The sequence below is a fragment of the Luteolibacter algae genome, from assembly GCF_042683045.1.
Lineage (GTDB): Bacteria > Verrucomicrobiota > Verrucomicrobiia > Verrucomicrobiales > Akkermansiaceae > Luteolibacter > Luteolibacter algae.
In genome coordinates, this window is record NZ_JBHUIT010000017.1 from 102,970 (window position 1) to 118,936 (window position 15,967).

Genomic DNA, 15,967 nt, shown 5'->3' on the forward strand with positions numbered 1-15,967 from the left:
AAGAAAAACCCGGCAGCCTACACTGCCGGGTTTTTGAGATTTCAGACGATAAGGTCTTAGTAAGATTGTGAGCGCGAGTGGCTGAAGTAGGTCTCGAAACCAAGCTCCGGTGGGAACTCTGAGAGGCCGTCATGGACATTCATATCGATCCTGTTGTCCTGGCCGCACTTTTCATAGGGCGGTTTGAAAGTGCCGCGATAAGTTGGGCATGTGAATGTGATGAGCTCATAGAAACCGTAACCAAGGCGACGGAATGCGCGGTTTGTGCCGTCCACAGCACCGTATGACCAGCCTGCTTTGCGGCCATAGGTATCAGTTTTGCGAACAATTTGCTCAGGAATTTCAATGAATCCGTAGAGAATGTTGCTGACTGCACGACCGAGCTTACGAGTCGAGGTATACTGTGAGCCTGGAGGCGCGTGGATATCGCCAGCGGCAAAGCCGGAGAGGACGATAAAGGTTGATGCAATGGCTAGGAGTTTTTTCATGCTTGGAGAAAAGTTAGGAAAAAGGGGTGGGAGTTGGCAAGTAGAAGTTTGGCGATTTTTGTGATCACAATTCAAAGGAGAGAACCTTGAGAATGCCTGGGGTTTCGCGGAGAGTTTTGAGCAGTTCCGGAGTCGGCTCGTTGTCCACTTCGATGACAGTCACCGCGGTTTTCTTTTCTTTGTTACGTGAGAGCGCCATGTTTGCGATGTTTACTCCGGCTTCTCCGAGGGAGGAGCCGATCACGCCCACGATTCCCGGGCGATCGTCGTTTTCCACGAAGAGGAAACGGCCGGATGGATTGGTCTCCACGTAGTGGCCGGCAATGTGAACGATCCTGGCGGAGCTTCCGAAGAACGTTCCGGCAACCGTGGTTGTTTCATTTCCTTTGATTGCAGAGACTTCGATGAGTTCTGTGCAATTTGTGGCGAGGGCGACGGTGGATTCAGAAACGCTGATTCCGAGATTTTTCGCAACAGCGGGAGCATTGATGAGGTTGACCTGGGCTTCGTTGCTGGCGGCAGCGAGGTAGCCGGTCAAAATCTTGCGGGTAACCAGCTCTGTATCCAGTTCGGAAACGGCGCCGAGGTAGGAGACCCGGATTGAATCGCACTGCGCAGGAGCGATTTTTGAGAGGAGTTTACCGAGGGAATCGGCAAGATCGAGATATGGTCCAACGGACTCGAGGGTTTTTGCATCAAGATTCGGCATATTGACCGCGTTGCGGATCTCGCCGCTTTGGAGGAAGTCCTTGATCTGGATGGCGACCTCAATACCCACGTTTTCCTGGGCTTCCGCAGTGGAGGCGCCCAAGTGGGGGGTGAATACTGTTTTCTTTGCAGAGAAAAGAGGAAAGTCCGCCGGAGGGGGCTCGACTTCGTAGACATCAAGAGCGATTCCCGCAAGGTGGCCCGCATCAATGGATGCTTTGGCAGCTGCTTCGTCGACCAGTCCGCCGCGTGCGCAGTTGATGATGAGTGCGCCCGGGTTCATCAGAGCGATGCGCTCTTTGTTCATGATGTGGTTGGTTTCCGGGGTCATCGGAATGTGCAGGGTGACGACGTCCGCTCCAGTGAGTGCTTTATCCGCGGTTTCCGCCAGTTCGACTTTCAATGACTGGGCACGGGCTGCGGTAAGGAAAGGATCGTAAGCGACGACGTGCATGCCGAATGCCTGCGCACGCTTGGCAAATTCTGTTCCGATGCGGCCCATGCCGAGGATGGCAAGACGCTTGCCGAACATTTCGACGCCTTCGTAGAGCTTGCGATCCCATTTTCCGGAGATCATCGAGGTATGGGCCGGTCCGATATTGCGAGCCAGGGCGAGCATGAGTGCGAAAGCGTGTTCCGCGGTCGAGATGGTATTTCCGCTGGGAGTGTTCATGACGACAACCCCGTGATCGGTGGCAGCGTCGCGATCAATATTATCGACACCGACGCCAGCGCGACCAATGGCTTTGAGGTTCTTGGCAGCTGCGAAAACTTCAGGCGTCACCTTGGTCTGGGAGCGAATGACAAGGCCGTGGTAATCGCCGATGATTTTGATGAGTTCCTCGGGAGAGAGGCCGGTGTTGACATCCACTGTGATTCCTTCGGCGGAGCGGAGAGCTTCTACACCTTTTTCGGAAATGGGGTCGGAAACGAGGACGCGGTAGTTTGTCATGGGGCGCTTTGGGTAGAATAGAAACGGGTGCCTTGCAAGGCGGTATTAAATGGAAGTTTGCCGTTTTTTGGCGATGTGTATCGGTTTCAAATTGTCATGAATCTCCATGTTGGACTGTGGATGGCGGCGTGGATCTTGCGAGATTTGGGAGCGGCTCGTCGATCATCCCGATAAGTGCTGTGGAAGATCCTGTCGCCCGCTGTGCGGTTCCCGGAGCATGGATTTGCGACAATGGGTAAGGGGGTTCGCTTCAAGACTGGTGGAAGAGCCCTTCGAAGTCGTTGGTTTTGCGACTTTCTATGATTGACTTGGATGGTAGAGTTCCCGCGTGTTACACTGGTTTTCAGACGGGAATTTCCCTTTGTATTTGGCTCCGATGGCAGGGGTGACGGATTTGATTTTCCGTCAGATTTGCAAGGAGATGGGGGCGGATGTGATGGTCACGGAATTTGTCTCTGCGGAGGGCATCATGCAGGCTGATGAGCGGACCAGGAAATATACGGAATTTTCAGAAGAGCAGAGGCCGGTGGGTGTTCAGCTTTTCGGTGCGGATGGCGAAAGGATGGGAGAGGCGGCGAGAAAGATCATCGATAAAGGGCTAGCTGGGCGACGGCCCGACTTCATAGATATCAACTTCGGCTGTCCGGTGAACAAAGTCGTCTCCCGCAATGGTGGATCATCGTTACTCAGAGACTGTCCCTTGCTGGCTAGCGTGGCCAATGGTGTGGCGAAGGCTGTGGGCGATGATGTCCCGGTGACCGCTAAAATCAGGATCGGCTGGGACGCGGATAGCGTAAATGCCGTGGAAGTAGCCAGAACATTGGAGGATTGTGGAATGCAGGCCATTGCCGTCCATGGGCGGACGCGTGCCCAAGGGTATGCCGGTGTGGCGGATTGGGATACGATAGATGCCGTAGCCCGCGCCGTGGCAGTCCCGGTAATTGGTAACGGGGATATCGCCACGGGTGAGGATCTTGCCAAGCGGAAGCGGGAGACTGCTGTCAGCGGAGCGATGATCGGACGCGCGGCCATGCAGAATCCCTGGGTTTTCCGAGAGGCAAAGTATTTTTTGGAAACAGGGAAATGCATGGAGCCGGTTCCAATGCAGGAGCGTTGGGAGCTCGTGTTGCGGCATTGCCGTCTAGCTGTGGATAGCGGGCGTCACGGAAACGAAAGGCAGACAGTGATCGGGATGCGTGGTCGGCTGATGGCATATTGCAAAGGGTTTCCCGGCGCAAAGGAACTGCGACAAAAACTTTGCCAGGTTGAATCTGTGGCTGCGGTGGAAGATCTTGCCGCAGGAGCGCTGGAGGCTTATCAAACGACTACCGCCTGAGGTGGTATTACCTGCTACTGTATTACCTCATTCCCGGGAGGGAAAAGAGATCAGGAAGGCAGGCGAACAGGTTTGGGGGGAGATTACGGCAAGGCCGTTCCTGTTCTCCTGCCTCCCTGAAATGTAAGGGGAAACGGTCCGAATATTTCGAGCGGGGGGACTCCTGTTGCTCGGACCGTTTCCGCATATCCTTTGGGGGAATTATGCTGTTTTGGGGGGGACTTGTTTGTTGAAAAAGGTAGAGAAACGATCCCGGAAATTGGGGGGGAGCCAGTGGGGGGATGGCTGATCCGGGATCGTTTCGTATTTCCTTTGGGGGAAGATGTTATGGAGCTGATGTTTGGCTATCGACCAGCATCGCGTTGACATGGAGTCCGCGCTCTACGGGAAAGTGCGTATGAGCGAGCCGAATTGTGTTGAAGGGTGTTTTAGTCAATAGCTCAATGTAAACGGTTCCCTCCTTGCCGATCATATCGCCGTAATCGGAGACCTTGAAAACTCGACTTGCAGGGAATTCCTGGTCGAGAACTATTCTGGAGCCAGGGATGATTTTGTGGACGGTGTCGTTTTCCTCGCCCGTGGTATAAATCCGCAGGTAGGTGTCACTGTTTGGATAAAGATCTCGAACACTTACGGTGAGTTCTGGAGGGGTCCCGCGGACGATATCACCTGGATTTACACCTGTGATGGTTCCGTCCGCCATCGGCCAAACCTGCAGGAAGGCGGATGCAATTTGAGTCTGGCTGAATTGGCCGTCCCCCAGCGCATGGAGTACAAAATGTTCCTCTCCACGAGCTTTGATACCAGCGATAGAGGAGGAAGGATAGGTCTTACTAAGAATGCCGTTCTGCTCAATGTATCCGGTGGAAAAGGGAGTGCCGGAGATTGCCTGCGCCGCAGTAATAACGATGTTGCCGTTCGGGTTCGGGGCGAGGTGATGCTCTGCCAAGACCTTGGAAGCAGCTGCTGGAACATCAGCGCCAAAAATCAAGTTGCTGACTTTGAAGTCCACGGTAAAAGGCTGATCTACGCGGATGCGAGGGATTCCCTTGTATGAATCCAGCGTTTTGATCGTAATTTCCCCCTTTGGCAGGTATGCTCCCACCAGTTTCTGATCAAGGAGGTAATCTTTTGCCTTCGACTGCTCAATCGTCCAAAGCTGGAAAAGGGCGCCTCCATCTTCGACAAGCAATGCGGCAGGGCTGCTCCCATCCGGTGCGACAGGCATATCCCAGACGACGTTTGTCCGTTGTTGTTGCTGGCGGATGAAATTGTAATACTCGTCTGCCTTGGAAATTGGCGTCGCCACGGCAAGCGCGAGCGCGACGAATTTTAAAATCGGGGACATGGGGCTGGTTGTTTTGAGGTGGGGGGAGAGGTGATGTTCAGCGTGCGACGGAGATCGGTCCTCCCTGGTGCACTGCGACAATCACACGATCTTGTTTCTTCCAGTATTCGATCTTCTCTTCCGGGATGGGACTTTCGCCGGAGGCCTGATCAAAGCTGGTTTCATGAGTGGAGACCCATGCGGGATTTCTTGCGAGGAAATCGCGCCATTGGAGAAGGGTTCCGACAGGACGGGCACCTACATTCTGGGTTTGCTTTTCGGGAATGAAAAGCACCGCACCCTTTGGAACGAGAGTCCAATACTGACCATCGCTGAGTATTTCAGATTGGGCAATGATCGATTGGCTATTGGCTCGCGGGACAGGAGCGTCATCCTGGCTGACTGGTGTCAGTGTGGAGAGCGAAGTAGAGCTCCTTTGCTTCGCCGCAAGTTCCTGGGCTGTAATAGGCTCGAGAATGCCGGGATCTGCAGCGGCAGATAAGCTGAGCGCGATCAAAAGGATGGGAGTTTTCATGGGACAAAGGGTGGTGGGGAGAAAATTACTCAAAAGAGACGAGGACAACGAGGTCCTGCATGTCAAAGTAGGTGGTGCCGGGCCTCGCCGTGGAAGATTCCCAGAGGACAATCAGATCACGGTCACCAATATTGATGCGGCCGCCTGAGTCGATATACGGCCGTAAAAAGCTGGTGACCGAAGTTTGATCGTAAGCGGGAGCGTAGGACGGGGCTTTGGAGCCTTTCCCTAAGACTGTGACATATTGGGTGGGGCTCTTCGTATCATTGAAGGGCAGCCAGCTGCCGCCTCCCCAGCCACGTGCGCCAAAATCCACAGTGTCGTTCTTTTTAACTTTCTCATCAATGAGGATGCTAGATGAGTTCACCTGTGGGCCGGTGCCATAAAAGAAGTTTTTCCAGGCTCCCCCGTTTTTAGACCAGTAGGCGTCCAGTGGGAGCAAAGTCCAGCCGGATTGAAAGGCGACTCCAAGAACCCGGACGCGCATTTTCAGGGTTTTCTTCGGCTTGATTGTGCCGGTTTCCGTGACGTCGACAATGTCAGTAATCGCGGTTGGGTATTCGATGTTCCAAGCAAGATTCGAGCGGGTTCCTACCCGAACGAGATCGCGATCCACGCTGAGAGAGCCGCGGGGGACACTATTCTCAGCAAAAACCGGGATGGCCGTAGTAGCGAGCACGCTGAACATCAGCATGATTCGACCTACGGCACGTTTGTGCACGTTTGTTTTCATGTTTTGGGGGGGTGGGGGGTGAACAGATTTTCCGCTGTGGGTGGCAACGGGTGCTCGAAAGCACGTCTTTGTTATAGTCCTATTTCGTTATATCTCAATAAAAAGTTTAATAGGTTACGCGATCGCGTAATATGGAATTGGTTTGGGTGGACGAGGTGTTCATGGGGTAAGTCTCGTAAAATCAGTGGTGTGGAATGATGATTCGAGTTTCCTTATTAATTGGGTTTATGAAGGGGTTTTTAGGACTTTATAGTTAATTTATCTTAATCATCATGCGTTCATGCCCTTTCTGGGGTCATGGTCGGCTATGCGAAAAGCGGCAGATAGAAATGTTGCCATCAGAAGCCATGAATCGTAGAGTTCAGGGTGTTCACGAAGTATATATACCTCGCTGCCAGCCTGTTTTGGCCGTTTGCGTCATTTGCACAGCAGTTGGAAAATGCCGAAGTCAGGCCTGTGAAAGCTAGTGCTCCGATACTTGAGGAAGTATCGGAGGCGCCCAGATCGGCTAGCGAAGGATCAATTTTAACGCGGAAAGACGCCCGGACAATCACCTTGAAGATCCCCGCGCCCCGCGGCCAGATTGTAGATCGTTTCGGCGAGCCTTTGGTGCAGAACGAGGTAGCCTACCAGGTGGCTCTCAAGTTTGAGCAATTTCAGGATGTGGATCGCGATTATGTGGTGAGATGGGCACGTGAGCGGATGAATCAGTTGGGGGGGCTGGTAGAAATTTCTTATGAGAAGACTGATGAAGAGCTCTATGACCATTACCGCAATAGGCGGTGGTTACCCCTTTATGTGAGTAGCCAACTGAGCACGCAGCAGGCAAAAGAAATTGAGGGTAAGCTCGTTCCCGGCTTGGTCTTGTATCCGGTATATCGCCGGCTTTATCCTCATCAAAGTATTGCCGCCCATATTTTGGGATATTCCGGAAGTGTAGGAAAGCTGCCCACCGGCCCTATCAATTTCAACGAACCTCTTTGGGAAGAAACCGAGGGCCGGGCAGGATTGGAGAAACTATATGATAAGCAGCTCACCGGGGAACCGGGAATGAAACGCCTGCTGTTTGATGAACAAGGCAACAAGTTGCTCGAAGAGCAGGTAAAACGGCCAATTCCCGGAGGAACAGTCGTAACCACATTGAATTTGAAATGGCAGGAGCTGGCAGAGAAAGTCCTACGGAAAGGCTGCGAACGTGGCGCTTTTGTGGTGATTGATGTTGTAACCGGAGAGGTGTTGGTCATGGCTTCGCGGCCGAGCTTCGATTTGAACCGCTTCATCCCCGGTATCAGCACCAAGGATTTCAAAGCACTTCAGGATGATCCGGGAAATCCGCTCTTTGGCAGGGCATTCCAATCCGCCTATCCTCCTGCTTCGTCATACAAACCAGTCGTTGCTCTGGCGGCGCTAAATCAAGGAGTGGTGACTGAGTTTTCAGAAGTTTATTCGCCTGCTTCCATTCGGATCGGAAATCATACTTTCAAAAACTGGTCGAAAATTCCCGAGGGACCGATCAACGTAAAACGGGCCCTAGCTCGTTCCTGCAATACGTGGTTCTACCGTGTGGGGATTGATACCGGGCCATCGGTTTTTCTGAATCTTTCGCGTAAGCTCGGTCTGGGCGAAAAAAGCGGTCTACCACTCATCGGCGAAACCCCCGGATTGGTGCCTAGTAATGATTGGATGTTGAAGAATGAAGGCCGCCGCATCCTCGACGGCGATACTGCGAACATGTCAATCGGCCAAGGGAGCTTGCTAGCCTCGCCATTGCAAGTGGCACAGATGATGGCAGGAATAGGCAATGGAGGAGCCTTGCCAAAGCTGTCATTGGTCTCGCAAATCCAGGATACCCGCGGGCGGGTTGCGAAAGCGATGGTTCCTGAAAGAAGGAACTGGCTGGGACTGGATGAAGACGCGGTGCGGATTGTCCGGGAAGGGATGCGGGACGTGGTTACAAAAGGTTATGGCACCGGAAAGAGTGGAGCATTGAGCTACACGACGCTTGCGGGCAAAACCGGCACAGCCCAGTGGGGGCCACCTCGCTTGAATCAGCGGCTTGCATGGTTCGCTGGTTTCCTGCCTTATGATAATCCGCGCTATGCCTTCGCGGTTCTCTATGAAGGAAAACCCGGGCAGACGGTTTCGGGTGGCCGTATGGCAGCTCCCATGGTCAGGAATTTCTTCGAGCCTTTGGAAGATGAGATAAAGGATATCATTGCCCCTCCCAAGAAGGCACTGGTGGTTGTTCCGGAGGCCGAACTCGAAGCGGAAGGAGAAGCGGCTCCGGTTCTGGAAATCGATGATACGGAAGTTCTGAAAGCTGTTCCGATCGATGAATCCGAACTGGAAAACATCCAGCGTGCGCTTCCTGTGGAAGATGAGCCTTTCGATGAAGCAATAGAGAACGAGACGGAAGAAGTGGAGTGAACCCTTACCTGAAAACGACCATGACCGGACGGTGGTCCGAGGCATCCTCCCAGCCTGGATCATCTATGATGACGGACTTTGATTTGTCGACGCGAGACCGCAATGCCTTGGAAACAGTGACAAAATCTATCCGGGTATAACTGTCTTCGCTGGCATAATGATGTGTCCAGGATTCCCCCCGGCTATCTTTCACCCGAATGGCAGATAAATATCCCGGCGAACGATAGGTGCCGAGTAACGCGCGGGTGCTAAGACTGCGGGTGGTATCGTTCAAATCTCCATACACCACCAGTTTGCTATCCGGTCTGGCTGATAGAATGGAATCGATATGCTTCCTCACGTGGCTGGCCTCGTCGATCCGGAGTAACGCTTGATCCAAATCCGGAACGGTCCTTTTTGACTTCAGATGGAGCCCGATAAACCGCACTTCCCCGGATCCGATCTGTAACGTTGCATCAAGTATTCCACGTTGCATGGAATAGTCCTTTCCATGGATTTTTAAAGCGGGCGATGCTGTATGAACGATGGGAAACCGTGTGAGTATGGCGAGATGGCGGACGGGATCGACTCCGCCTGTGTAATAACTGAAGGGTAGATCTGTGCCGGCAGCTTTCAGTCGTTTTTGGATTTCGGCGACATCATTTGTATCGCCGATTTCCGATAATCCGATGATATCCGGCTCCGCCTGATGAAGTAGGCGAATGACCGCATTCTTCGCTTTTTCCGATTTAATGGGACTCTGGGACGATACCAACCAGTTTTTCACATTATAGGTGATGAACCGAAAGGGGGCCGGGTCCGCGGTTTCGCCTTCTGGGAGGGTCGGTGGTATAGCTCTTTTTCCGGGCTCTGAGGAGGTTTCTACCTCCGATTGACGCTGCCAGGGTGGGGTGGGTGCTCCGCGAAAGTGATGTAATAGAAATCCCAGAGCGATCGCCACAAAAACGAAAATCCCCATGAACATCCAGCGTGGGAGCCTGTTCATGGGGATGATCAAAAATTTGTTCGGAACCGTTGCCCGGCGGAAAATCAGGAATCGTGAGATTCTTTGTTTGCCGCTGGTTTGACCCGTGCGCCGGAATCGTCACGAGGTTTTTCATCACGGGTCACTTCATCAGCGGAACGGGTAATTTCACGTTCGAACTCGTCCCTTGCTTTTTTAAACTCACCCATGCTTTTGCCTACTCCGCGGGCCAGTTCCGGAAGCTTCTTTGCGCCAAACAGGAGAAGAATCACGATGAAAATCATGATCATTTCCGGGCCGCCGACAGGGCCAATGAAAGCGAGATATGTGCTGCTCATGCACAGAAGTTAAGCTCGCAGGATAGCCGGCGCAAGGTGCAAGACAGAATGAAACGAAAATTTAATTTGAAAGAATCCCGAATGCAAAGCGGTTGGCGGGATTGTTGCCCAACTCTTCGGTCCACCCGGATGTCGGGGTATGAAAGGAAAGCCAAAAGACAAGATTTCCCGATTGGCCGGCACCGAAATAGTCTGAAATGGTCATATTCAGTAGTCCGAGTGGCAACTGATGCGCTTGTGAATAGCTGTTCTCGTAGATTTCATTTCCAGTGGCCTGATCCGTCCATGCGCTTGATGTGATGGCGCCAGTCCTCAGCGAAGGTGACTCTATCCAGGTTCCGCCACCCAGACCATCCATTTGGAAGTCCAGACTACTACCATCGGTAAATTTGATACGGAGCGTTTTAGGGGAATTGAGAAGGTCCGTGGGTGCGTCCGGAATTTGTGCGTAATCGACGGTCGCCAAATTCAAGAAATATGCTGGCTCGGTGCGGGACGTTAGTACATAGGAGTGATCCGAGGCCGGGCCCGAGCCAAAGATGTATCGGGGATTGCTCCACGTGGAGAGATCCGGAGATTGGGTGAAAAAATATTCACTTCGAGGCTGGCGGTTGAAAGTCGCAGTCATTGTGTTTGCCTCCGGATCATGTGAGATTTTCATGTCTGTGTTACTGACATGCGGAAGACGCAGGGAGGGGGAACCTAGATCAAAGTTCTCATAATCGGGGCCACTGAGCGTTACCTTATCCATCGTGAGAGGAGTGACCGGCCTATCATTGGCTCCGGTGGGGAAATCCGCACTGTTTCTGAATCTGTCGATGAGTGCCGTATTCGAAATGACTTTACCGAATACCGAGTGTTTATCGTTCAGGCCGGGGGCGCTGTTTAGCGTGATGAAAAATTGGGATCCGCCAGTGTTGGGTTGTCCGGCTTTTGCCATCGACAAAACGTAGGCGGAGCTATGACGGAGATCCTGATGATATTCATCCAGAATCGTATATCCGGGGCCATCGGTCCCAAGACCGTTTGGTGATCCTCCCTGGATGACAAACGAGTGAATCAAACGATGGAATGTCAGGCCGTCGTAATAGGGCTTTCCCACCTGAACAGATGCGGTGTTCTGGTCGATCCAAGGTCTTTTTCCTGTCGCAAGGCCGATAAAATTTGCACAGGTTCTGGGTGCTTTTTCATGCTCGAGTTCCACTCGGAAAGTGCCCAAAGGATTTCCCCCCTGGCTGACTGAAAAGTCCGCATAGATCTGCGCTTTCAAAGGGCTGAGCAGGAGTAAACTGCAAACAATATGGCGTATCATATCCTGGTTGTGAGCTTGCTTGGGATTCAGGAGAGCCTGTCACGAAAGTCCGAATATTCGAAATGACGAATGGTTTCGATTTTGCCGTTCTCGTGAAGCAGAGCGATAGGCGGATGTTTCACCCCATTGAAAGTCGTCGTTTTCACCATGGTATAGTGAGCCATGTCGTCGAAAACAAGCTGATCACCTGGCACCAGCGCCCGTGGAAACGCGTAATCGCCCACGACATCCCCCGCGAGGCAGGTGGGACCGCCCAGCCGGTAAACATATCCATCACTACTCGGCGAAGCTTCATCTTTCGGGTCGGAAGCCAGATAATAGCTCTCATCTTTGAGCGTCACCGCAGGCTTTTCAGATCGCGAGCCCCCGGCGGGATCGATAAGAAAAACATCCGGACGGTAAGGCATCTCGATGACGTCCGGCATATGGGCGGTCGCGGAAATATCGAGAATAGCCAGCTTGTGCCCTGCGGACTCAAATACGTCCATCACTTTTGCCCGCAACACACCGGTATGGATCGCGCATGCTTCTCCCGGTTCCAACCAGACCTCAAGATCGTATTCCTCACGGAATTTTTTCACTAGGCTGATGAGAAGCTCCCGATCATAGAAGGGCTTGGTGATCCAATGTCCGCCACCCATATTGAGATAGGTAAACTGCGGACTGCGCAAAAGATGCCCGAATTTCTCTTCGACGGCTGCAAGAGTGCTTTCGAGATCCGGGGAGTTTTGCTCGCAGAGAGTATGGAAATGCAGCCCGGAGAGACCGGTCAGATCGATCCCCTCCAGCTGGTCTGCTGTGATCCCCAATCGTGAGCCCGGAACGCATGGATCGTAGATTGGAGTTTCTCCTGTGGAATGTTCCGGATTGATCCGCAGACCGCATTGCACTTCACCGGAAATATAGCGTGGATGTGCAAAAATCCGGTCCCGGAAACGAAACCATTGGGAGACGGAGTTGAAATCCAGATGGTGGGTGAATCCGAGGAGTTCATCGATCTCCGCCTCATCGTATGCCGGAGAGTAGGTGACGATATGTTTCTTGAAATAATCTCGTGCCAGAAGCGCTTCCCAAAGCCCCGAGGCGCAACAGCCATCCAGATTTTGGGAAATGTAGGGAAATGCTTTCCAGCAGGAGAATCCCTTGAGAGCCAGCACGATTTTACAACCCGCCGCATCCGCGACCTCGCGCAAAATGGCGGCGTTGCGCTGGAGTGCGCTAATGGAAATGAGAAACATGCGCGAAACACTAAAAACCCCTGATAAAACTGCAACTTCCAATGAGTGGAATAGTCGGCGGAAAAACAGCTCGTGAGATCTTTGGGGCTAGGAAAAAAGGTTCCTGGCTGTATAGGCCATACCGATTGATGCGGCGGCATCTCCACCCTCGGCCCACTCAAAGCGTGTGGTGATTTTTTCAGGCTCAATCGGACTATGGCGATAAACAGACCAGGCGCGCTCGGTAAAGCCCTCGCGAATCCATTCCATATATTGATCTCGGAATTTCGCCTCTGCCAGCCCGCCGCCGATGACCACGAGCCCCGGATCCAAGGTCCGCACGACGTCTGCAATACCATAGCCGAGAATGTAGCCTTGTTGCTTGAAAAGCTGGCAGGCGAGAGCATCGCCTTTCTCGGCCAAGGTCCGGAGCTGGAACGCCTTTTCCTCGATATTGGAGTCCGGGCAATTGAGCATGTGGCTCTCCCATGCGGGTTTGCGCAGTTCGATTTCCAGGCGGCGACGCAACGCTACAAGCGAGACCCAGGCTTCCAGGCACCCTTTCAGCCCGCAGGTGCAGGCTGGCAGGCTCCCATCCTCTTCCATGAATGGCACGGAAACGTGGCCAACCTCCAGCGCCAGCCCATTGGCACCTTCATAAAGCGTTCCACCGGGTAGGACAAAACCACCTCCCAAACCAGTCCCGGGAGCCACGAGTAACAGTGCTCCATCATGATTGCCGCGGATTGAATACTCACCTACGGCCGCCGCGTTACAATCATTCGTCATATTCACCGGGATACCCAGCCGTTCGTGCAGCTTCCCGCAAATGTCTGTGCCGACCCAGTCATCGCCTAGATTGGCCTTGCCCCAGATTACTCCACCGGAAGAGGGCGCGGGGACGTCCAGGCCGATCCCGCCAATATCTCCGCGCGAAATTCCGGCATGATTTGTCAGTGCATCCAGAGCTGTTTCCAGCTGTAAAAATGTCGCCTCATATCCCTCTTTGACATGGCTGCGGACTTCCACGATCGGTCCGACTTGCTCCGCCGAGGAGTTTATAATGACTGCCTTGATCGTGGAGCCTCCAATATCAAGACCTACAAAATGCTTGGGTTTAGACATGATCTAAACTGCTGCTGCAGACCATCGTGAGTCAAGATACAAGCGCGACCGGAATGGAATCCGGGAAAAGGTAAATCGTTTAGACGACTCCCTGATTCAATGCATAAATCGTTTCGCCGTTGGGTCCGGAAATCGAGTAAGAACTTGCCAGGCAGGCATTGAGGTAGGTTTTGGCGATTGAGCATGCCTCTGGCAATGTCCGACCCAACGCAAGAGCTGAGGCGACGGCTGCAGCCAGTGTGCAACCGGTGCCGTGGGACGCTTTTACCTTGAGCCGTGGAGAAGTGAATGAATGAAAATTGCCCTCATCAAAGAGTATATCGGTGCACTCCTCCTCATTGAGATGGCCGCCTTTTAGTAAAACCGCGCAGTTGTATTGTCCGGCCAGCTTCTCCGCAGCCCGTTTCATGGCAGTGAGCGATTCAATCTTTTCACCTAGAAGAGTTTCGGCTTCCGGCAAGTTTGGAGTGATAAGGTATGCCAGCGGGAGAAGGCGATCCCGGTAACTCGCAACGGCCTCCGCTTCCAGAAGGCTGGCGCCTGTCGAAGCGACCATTACGGGATCAATCACAAGTTTTGTGTTTCGGTGCTTGCTGAAGATGTCAGCCACACAGTTCACGTGCTCCGCAGAGCCAAGCATACCGGTTTTTACAACTTCGAGCGGAAACGTCTCCATCATGAGACAAATTTGATCTTCCATCATTTCCGGCGCGACCGGATCGACTCGGCGCACGATATTTGCGGTTTCCGAGACAATGCATGTGACTGCTGTAAGTCCATGGAGATGAAAGTGTTGGAAGGTTTTTAGATCTGCCTGTAACCCTGCGCCAGCTGAGCAATCGGAGCCGGCGATCGTTAGAATTGGCCGGATCCCGGGTTGATTTGATGTGCTTTTGTACATTGTTTCTTGATTCTTTGGCTTTGCATTTCAATTCTTCTCCTATGCCCAATGACATCAAGGAATTTGAAGGCCTCCGCGTCAAAGTCGATGATGTCATCTATATGCCCAGTCTAGACGCGCCGCCCGAGAGGCCGCATCCCTTCGTATATTTTATTTCTATTTTCAACAACTCGCCACAGCCGGTCACGATCCGGGGTAGAAAGTGGGTGGTGGTGGAAGATGAGAGGGATACGACAGTCGTCGAGGGTGACGGAGTGGTGGGACAGTATCCGCTGATTGAGGCGGGACAGCATTTTTCCTATAACAGCTATCACGTGGTTGGGAAGGCGGCACGGGTCTCCGGAGCTTTTTTTGCCGAGCTGGAGAACGGTGAACTTGTGTATGTCCGGATTCCGGAGTTTCGCCTGGAAATCCCCACCTGGGCATAAAAAAGAGACTCTCCGGAATATTTGGAGAGTCTCTTAGTCTCTTATAAAGGCGCCTGCTGGCGTAAGTTGGATCAATTCACCGGCTGATCCTTAATGGACTCGGGCGTATCGGCTTCCGGGGAAAATTCCTCGGTAGGGACCTGCGCACGGTGATCCTCCACCTTAACGGTTTCTGTGGTGATTTCCGGAGTTTTCTCGACTTCCTGCTTGGCTGGAGCCTCGTCGAGGAGGGAGGTGACTTCTTCTTTCACAGGTTCCAGAGGTGCCAGAGGCGGCATTTCCTGGTTCTGGGTTTGGTTCTGTTCTTCGTCTTTCTCCGCATCCGCGTGATCCTGGGATTTCGCCCCGGAAACGGTCAACTTGCGGCCCATGAAAAACTGATCGTGAAGAACTTCCACGGTGCGTTTCGCTTCATCGATATCTAGCATCTCGATAAAACCATAGCCTTTGGAGCGATGGGTATTACGATTGTAAACGATTTCCACGCGGCGCACGGGTCCGACTCCTTTGAAGAGCTCTTCCAGATCGCTCTCGGTGACATCGTAGGAAAGGTTGCCAACATAGACACGGCGGTTTTCCACGGTTGCCGGGTCTCCGCCGCGAGGACGGTTGTTTTGTTTTTTACCGCGTCCACCAGCTTCGTTTTTACGGCGGGGCGAGTCTCCCTTTGCTCCTTCGCCAGAGTCTTGGCTGCGGGCATCGCGCGTTTTGCTGCGGCGTGGCTCTTTACTTTTCTTTGGCTGGCTCGCATCCGGCCGGCGCTCCGGGCGCGGCGGACGCACCGGTTCTTTGTAGAGACCGAGGGTCTTGAGCAGTTTCTGCCACCAGTTCAGCTTGATTGGAGCTGGCATCGGACGGCGTTGTGGTTTTCCGGTGTTCTGGCGGGCTCCGCCGGAGCGGGTGCCTCCTTCTCGCTTTCCTCCGCCGGACTGACGTCCGTCGGGCTTTCTGCGCTCGGAATTGTTATTGTTGTTATTACGGCGGTTTTGGCCTCCGCGTGAGCGGCGGCGACGGCTATCTCCCGATTCGCGGGAGTTCTCAGGTGCGTTTGACATGTTATCGCATGGGTCTGTGTTTTACGGACGGCCCGGCGCGGCGGGTTTTGATTCCCCGGCGTTGCAGAAACTGAACTGCGTGCAATCGTTGCGGCTACCGATCGCCAGCTTAATGGTGCTG

The 15,967-nt window shown here is 53.2% G+C and carries 15 protein-coding genes; 3 read left to right on the forward strand and 12 right to left on the reverse strand.

Annotation, left to right across the window (positions count from 1 at the left end; all coding sequences use genetic code 11):
- Positions 1-56: 56 nt before the first annotated feature.
- Both ACFSSA_RS09630 and serA read right to left on the reverse strand, forming a co-directional pair.
- A complete protein-coding gene (locus tag ACFSSA_RS09630) occupies positions 57-488 on the reverse strand; it encodes an exosortase system-associated protein, TIGR04073 family (protein WP_386820230.1) in 432 nt (143 codons plus the stop codon).
- A gap of 64 nt (positions 489-552) precedes the next feature.
- A complete protein-coding gene (serA, locus tag ACFSSA_RS09635) occupies positions 553-2,148 on the reverse strand; it encodes a phosphoglycerate dehydrogenase (protein WP_386820231.1) in 1,596 nt (531 codons plus the stop codon).
- A 328-nt stretch (positions 2,149-2,476) separates the two neighbouring features.
- Between serA and dusB the strand changes: the two genes are divergently transcribed.
- Positions 2,477-3,484, forward strand: coding sequence for a tRNA dihydrouridine synthase DusB (dusB, locus tag ACFSSA_RS09640; RefSeq protein WP_386820232.1), 1,008 nt, complete (start codon positions 2,477-2,479; stop codon positions 3,482-3,484).
- Between the two features lie 325 nt (positions 3,485-3,809).
- Here the strand turns inward: dusB and ACFSSA_RS09645 are convergent, their stop codons facing one another.
- The 3 genes from ACFSSA_RS09645 to ACFSSA_RS09655 are packed head-to-tail and all read right to left on the reverse strand — an operon-like array spanning position 3,810 to position 6,079.
- On the reverse strand, positions 3,810-4,832 hold the full coding sequence (locus ACFSSA_RS09645; RefSeq protein ID WP_386820233.1) for a hypothetical protein: 1,023 nt from the start codon (positions 4,830-4,832) through the stop codon (positions 3,810-3,812).
- A gap of 37 nt (positions 4,833-4,869) precedes the next feature.
- On the reverse strand, positions 4,870-5,346 hold the full coding sequence (locus ACFSSA_RS09650) for a hypothetical protein (RefSeq protein ID WP_386820234.1): 477 nt from the start codon (positions 5,344-5,346) through the stop codon (positions 4,870-4,872).
- A gap of 25 nt (positions 5,347-5,371) precedes the next feature.
- A complete protein-coding gene (locus ACFSSA_RS09655; RefSeq protein ID WP_386820235.1) occupies positions 5,372-6,079 on the reverse strand; it encodes a hypothetical protein in 708 nt (235 codons plus the stop codon).
- A 456-nt stretch (positions 6,080-6,535) separates the two neighbouring features.
- Between ACFSSA_RS09655 and mrdA the strand changes: the two genes are divergently transcribed.
- On the forward strand, positions 6,536-8,506 hold the full coding sequence (gene mrdA, locus ACFSSA_RS09660) for a penicillin-binding protein 2 (RefSeq protein ID WP_386820236.1): 1,971 nt from the start codon (positions 6,536-6,538) through the stop codon (positions 8,504-8,506).
- Between the two features lie 4 nt (positions 8,507-8,510).
- On the opposite strand, the gene ACFSSA_RS09665 is transcribed toward mrdA, so the two are convergent.
- The 6 genes from ACFSSA_RS09665 to thiD form a co-directional block, all read right to left on the reverse strand.
- Positions 8,511-9,491: an endonuclease/exonuclease/phosphatase family protein gene (locus ACFSSA_RS09665; protein WP_386820237.1), complete on the reverse strand. Its 981-nt coding sequence runs from the start codon at positions 9,489-9,491 to the stop codon at positions 8,511-8,513.
- Between the two features lie 44 nt (positions 9,492-9,535).
- A complete protein-coding gene (gene tatA, locus ACFSSA_RS09670) occupies positions 9,536-9,808 on the reverse strand; it encodes a twin-arginine translocase TatA/TatE family subunit (protein WP_386820238.1) in 273 nt (90 codons plus the stop codon).
- Positions 9,809-9,869: 61 nt separating this feature from the next.
- Positions 9,870-11,120, reverse strand: a complete 1,251-nt coding sequence (locus tag ACFSSA_RS09675) for a peptidylprolyl isomerase (RefSeq protein WP_386820239.1) — start codon at positions 11,118-11,120, stop codon at positions 9,870-9,872.
- 26 nt (positions 11,121-11,146) lie between these two features.
- Positions 11,147-12,358 carry a carboxynorspermidine decarboxylase gene (gene nspC, locus ACFSSA_RS09680; protein WP_386820240.1) on the reverse strand — a complete coding sequence of 404 codons (1,212 nt, stop codon included), beginning with the start codon at positions 12,356-12,358 and terminating at the stop codon, positions 11,147-11,149.
- A gap of 87 nt (positions 12,359-12,445) precedes the next feature.
- The gene (locus tag ACFSSA_RS09685) at positions 12,446-13,462 is read right to left on the reverse strand and encodes an ROK family protein (RefSeq protein WP_386820241.1); all 1,017 of its coding nucleotides are present in this window, start codon (positions 13,460-13,462) and stop codon (positions 12,446-12,448) included.
- A 79-nt stretch (positions 13,463-13,541) separates the two neighbouring features.
- Positions 13,542-14,363 (reverse strand): bifunctional hydroxymethylpyrimidine kinase/phosphomethylpyrimidine kinase, encoded by an 822-nt coding sequence (thiD, locus tag ACFSSA_RS09690; protein WP_386820242.1) that lies wholly within the window; start codon positions 14,361-14,363, stop codon positions 13,542-13,544.
- 41 nt (positions 14,364-14,404) lie between these two features.
- Between thiD and ACFSSA_RS09695 the strand changes: the two genes are divergently transcribed.
- Positions 14,405-14,791, forward strand: a complete 387-nt coding sequence (locus ACFSSA_RS09695; RefSeq protein ID WP_386820243.1) for an ApaG domain-containing protein — start codon at positions 14,405-14,407, stop codon at positions 14,789-14,791.
- Positions 14,792-14,862: 71 nt separating this feature from the next.
- On the opposite strand, the gene ACFSSA_RS09700 is transcribed toward ACFSSA_RS09695, so the two are convergent.
- A complete protein-coding gene (locus ACFSSA_RS09700) occupies positions 14,863-15,846 on the reverse strand; it encodes an RNA recognition motif domain-containing protein (protein ID WP_386820244.1) in 984 nt (327 codons plus the stop codon).
- Between the last annotated feature and the right edge of the window lie 121 nt (positions 15,847-15,967).

Coding starts and splice junctions, on each gene's coding strand:
- ACFSSA_RS09630 (WP_386820230.1), bottom strand. CDS start 488: ATGAAAAAACTCCTAGCCATTGCATCAACCTTTATCGTCCTCTCCGGC.
- serA (WP_386820231.1), bottom strand. CDS start 2,148: ATGACAAACTACCGCGTCCTCGTTTCCGACCCCATTTCCGAAAAAGGT.
- ACFSSA_RS09645 (WP_386820233.1), bottom strand. CDS start 4,832: ATGTCCCCGATTTTAAAATTCGTCGCGCTCGCGCTTGCCGTGGCGACG.
- ACFSSA_RS09650 (WP_386820234.1), bottom strand. CDS start 5,346: ATGAAAACTCCCATCCTTTTGATCGCGCTCAGCTTATCTGCCGCTGCA.
- ACFSSA_RS09655 (WP_386820235.1), bottom strand. CDS start 6,079: ATGAAAACAAACGTGCACAAACGTGCCGTAGGTCGAATCATGCTGATG.
- ACFSSA_RS09665 (WP_386820237.1), bottom strand. CDS start 9,491: ATGAACAGGCTCCCACGCTGGATGTTCATGGGGATTTTCGTTTTTGTG.
- tatA (WP_386820238.1), bottom strand. CDS start 9,808: ATGAGCAGCACATATCTCGCTTTCATTGGCCCTGTCGGCGGCCCGGAA.
- ACFSSA_RS09675 (WP_386820239.1), bottom strand. CDS start 11,120: ATGATACGCCATATTGTTTGCAGTTTACTCCTGCTCAGCCCTTTGAAA.
- nspC (WP_386820240.1), bottom strand. CDS start 12,358: ATGTTTCTCATTTCCATTAGCGCACTCCAGCGCAACGCCGCCATTTTG.
- ACFSSA_RS09685 (WP_386820241.1), bottom strand. CDS start 13,462: ATGTCTAAACCCAAGCATTTTGTAGGTCTTGATATTGGAGGCTCCACG.
- thiD (WP_386820242.1), bottom strand. CDS start 14,363: ATGTACAAAAGCACATCAAATCAACCCGGGATCCGGCCAATTCTAACG.
- ACFSSA_RS09695 (WP_386820243.1), top strand. CDS start 14,405: ATGCCCAATGACATCAAGGAATTTGAAGGCCTCCGCGTCAAAGTCGAT.
- ACFSSA_RS09700 (WP_386820244.1), bottom strand. CDS start 15,846: ATGTCAAACGCACCTGAGAACTCCCGCGAATCGGGAGATAGCCGTCGC.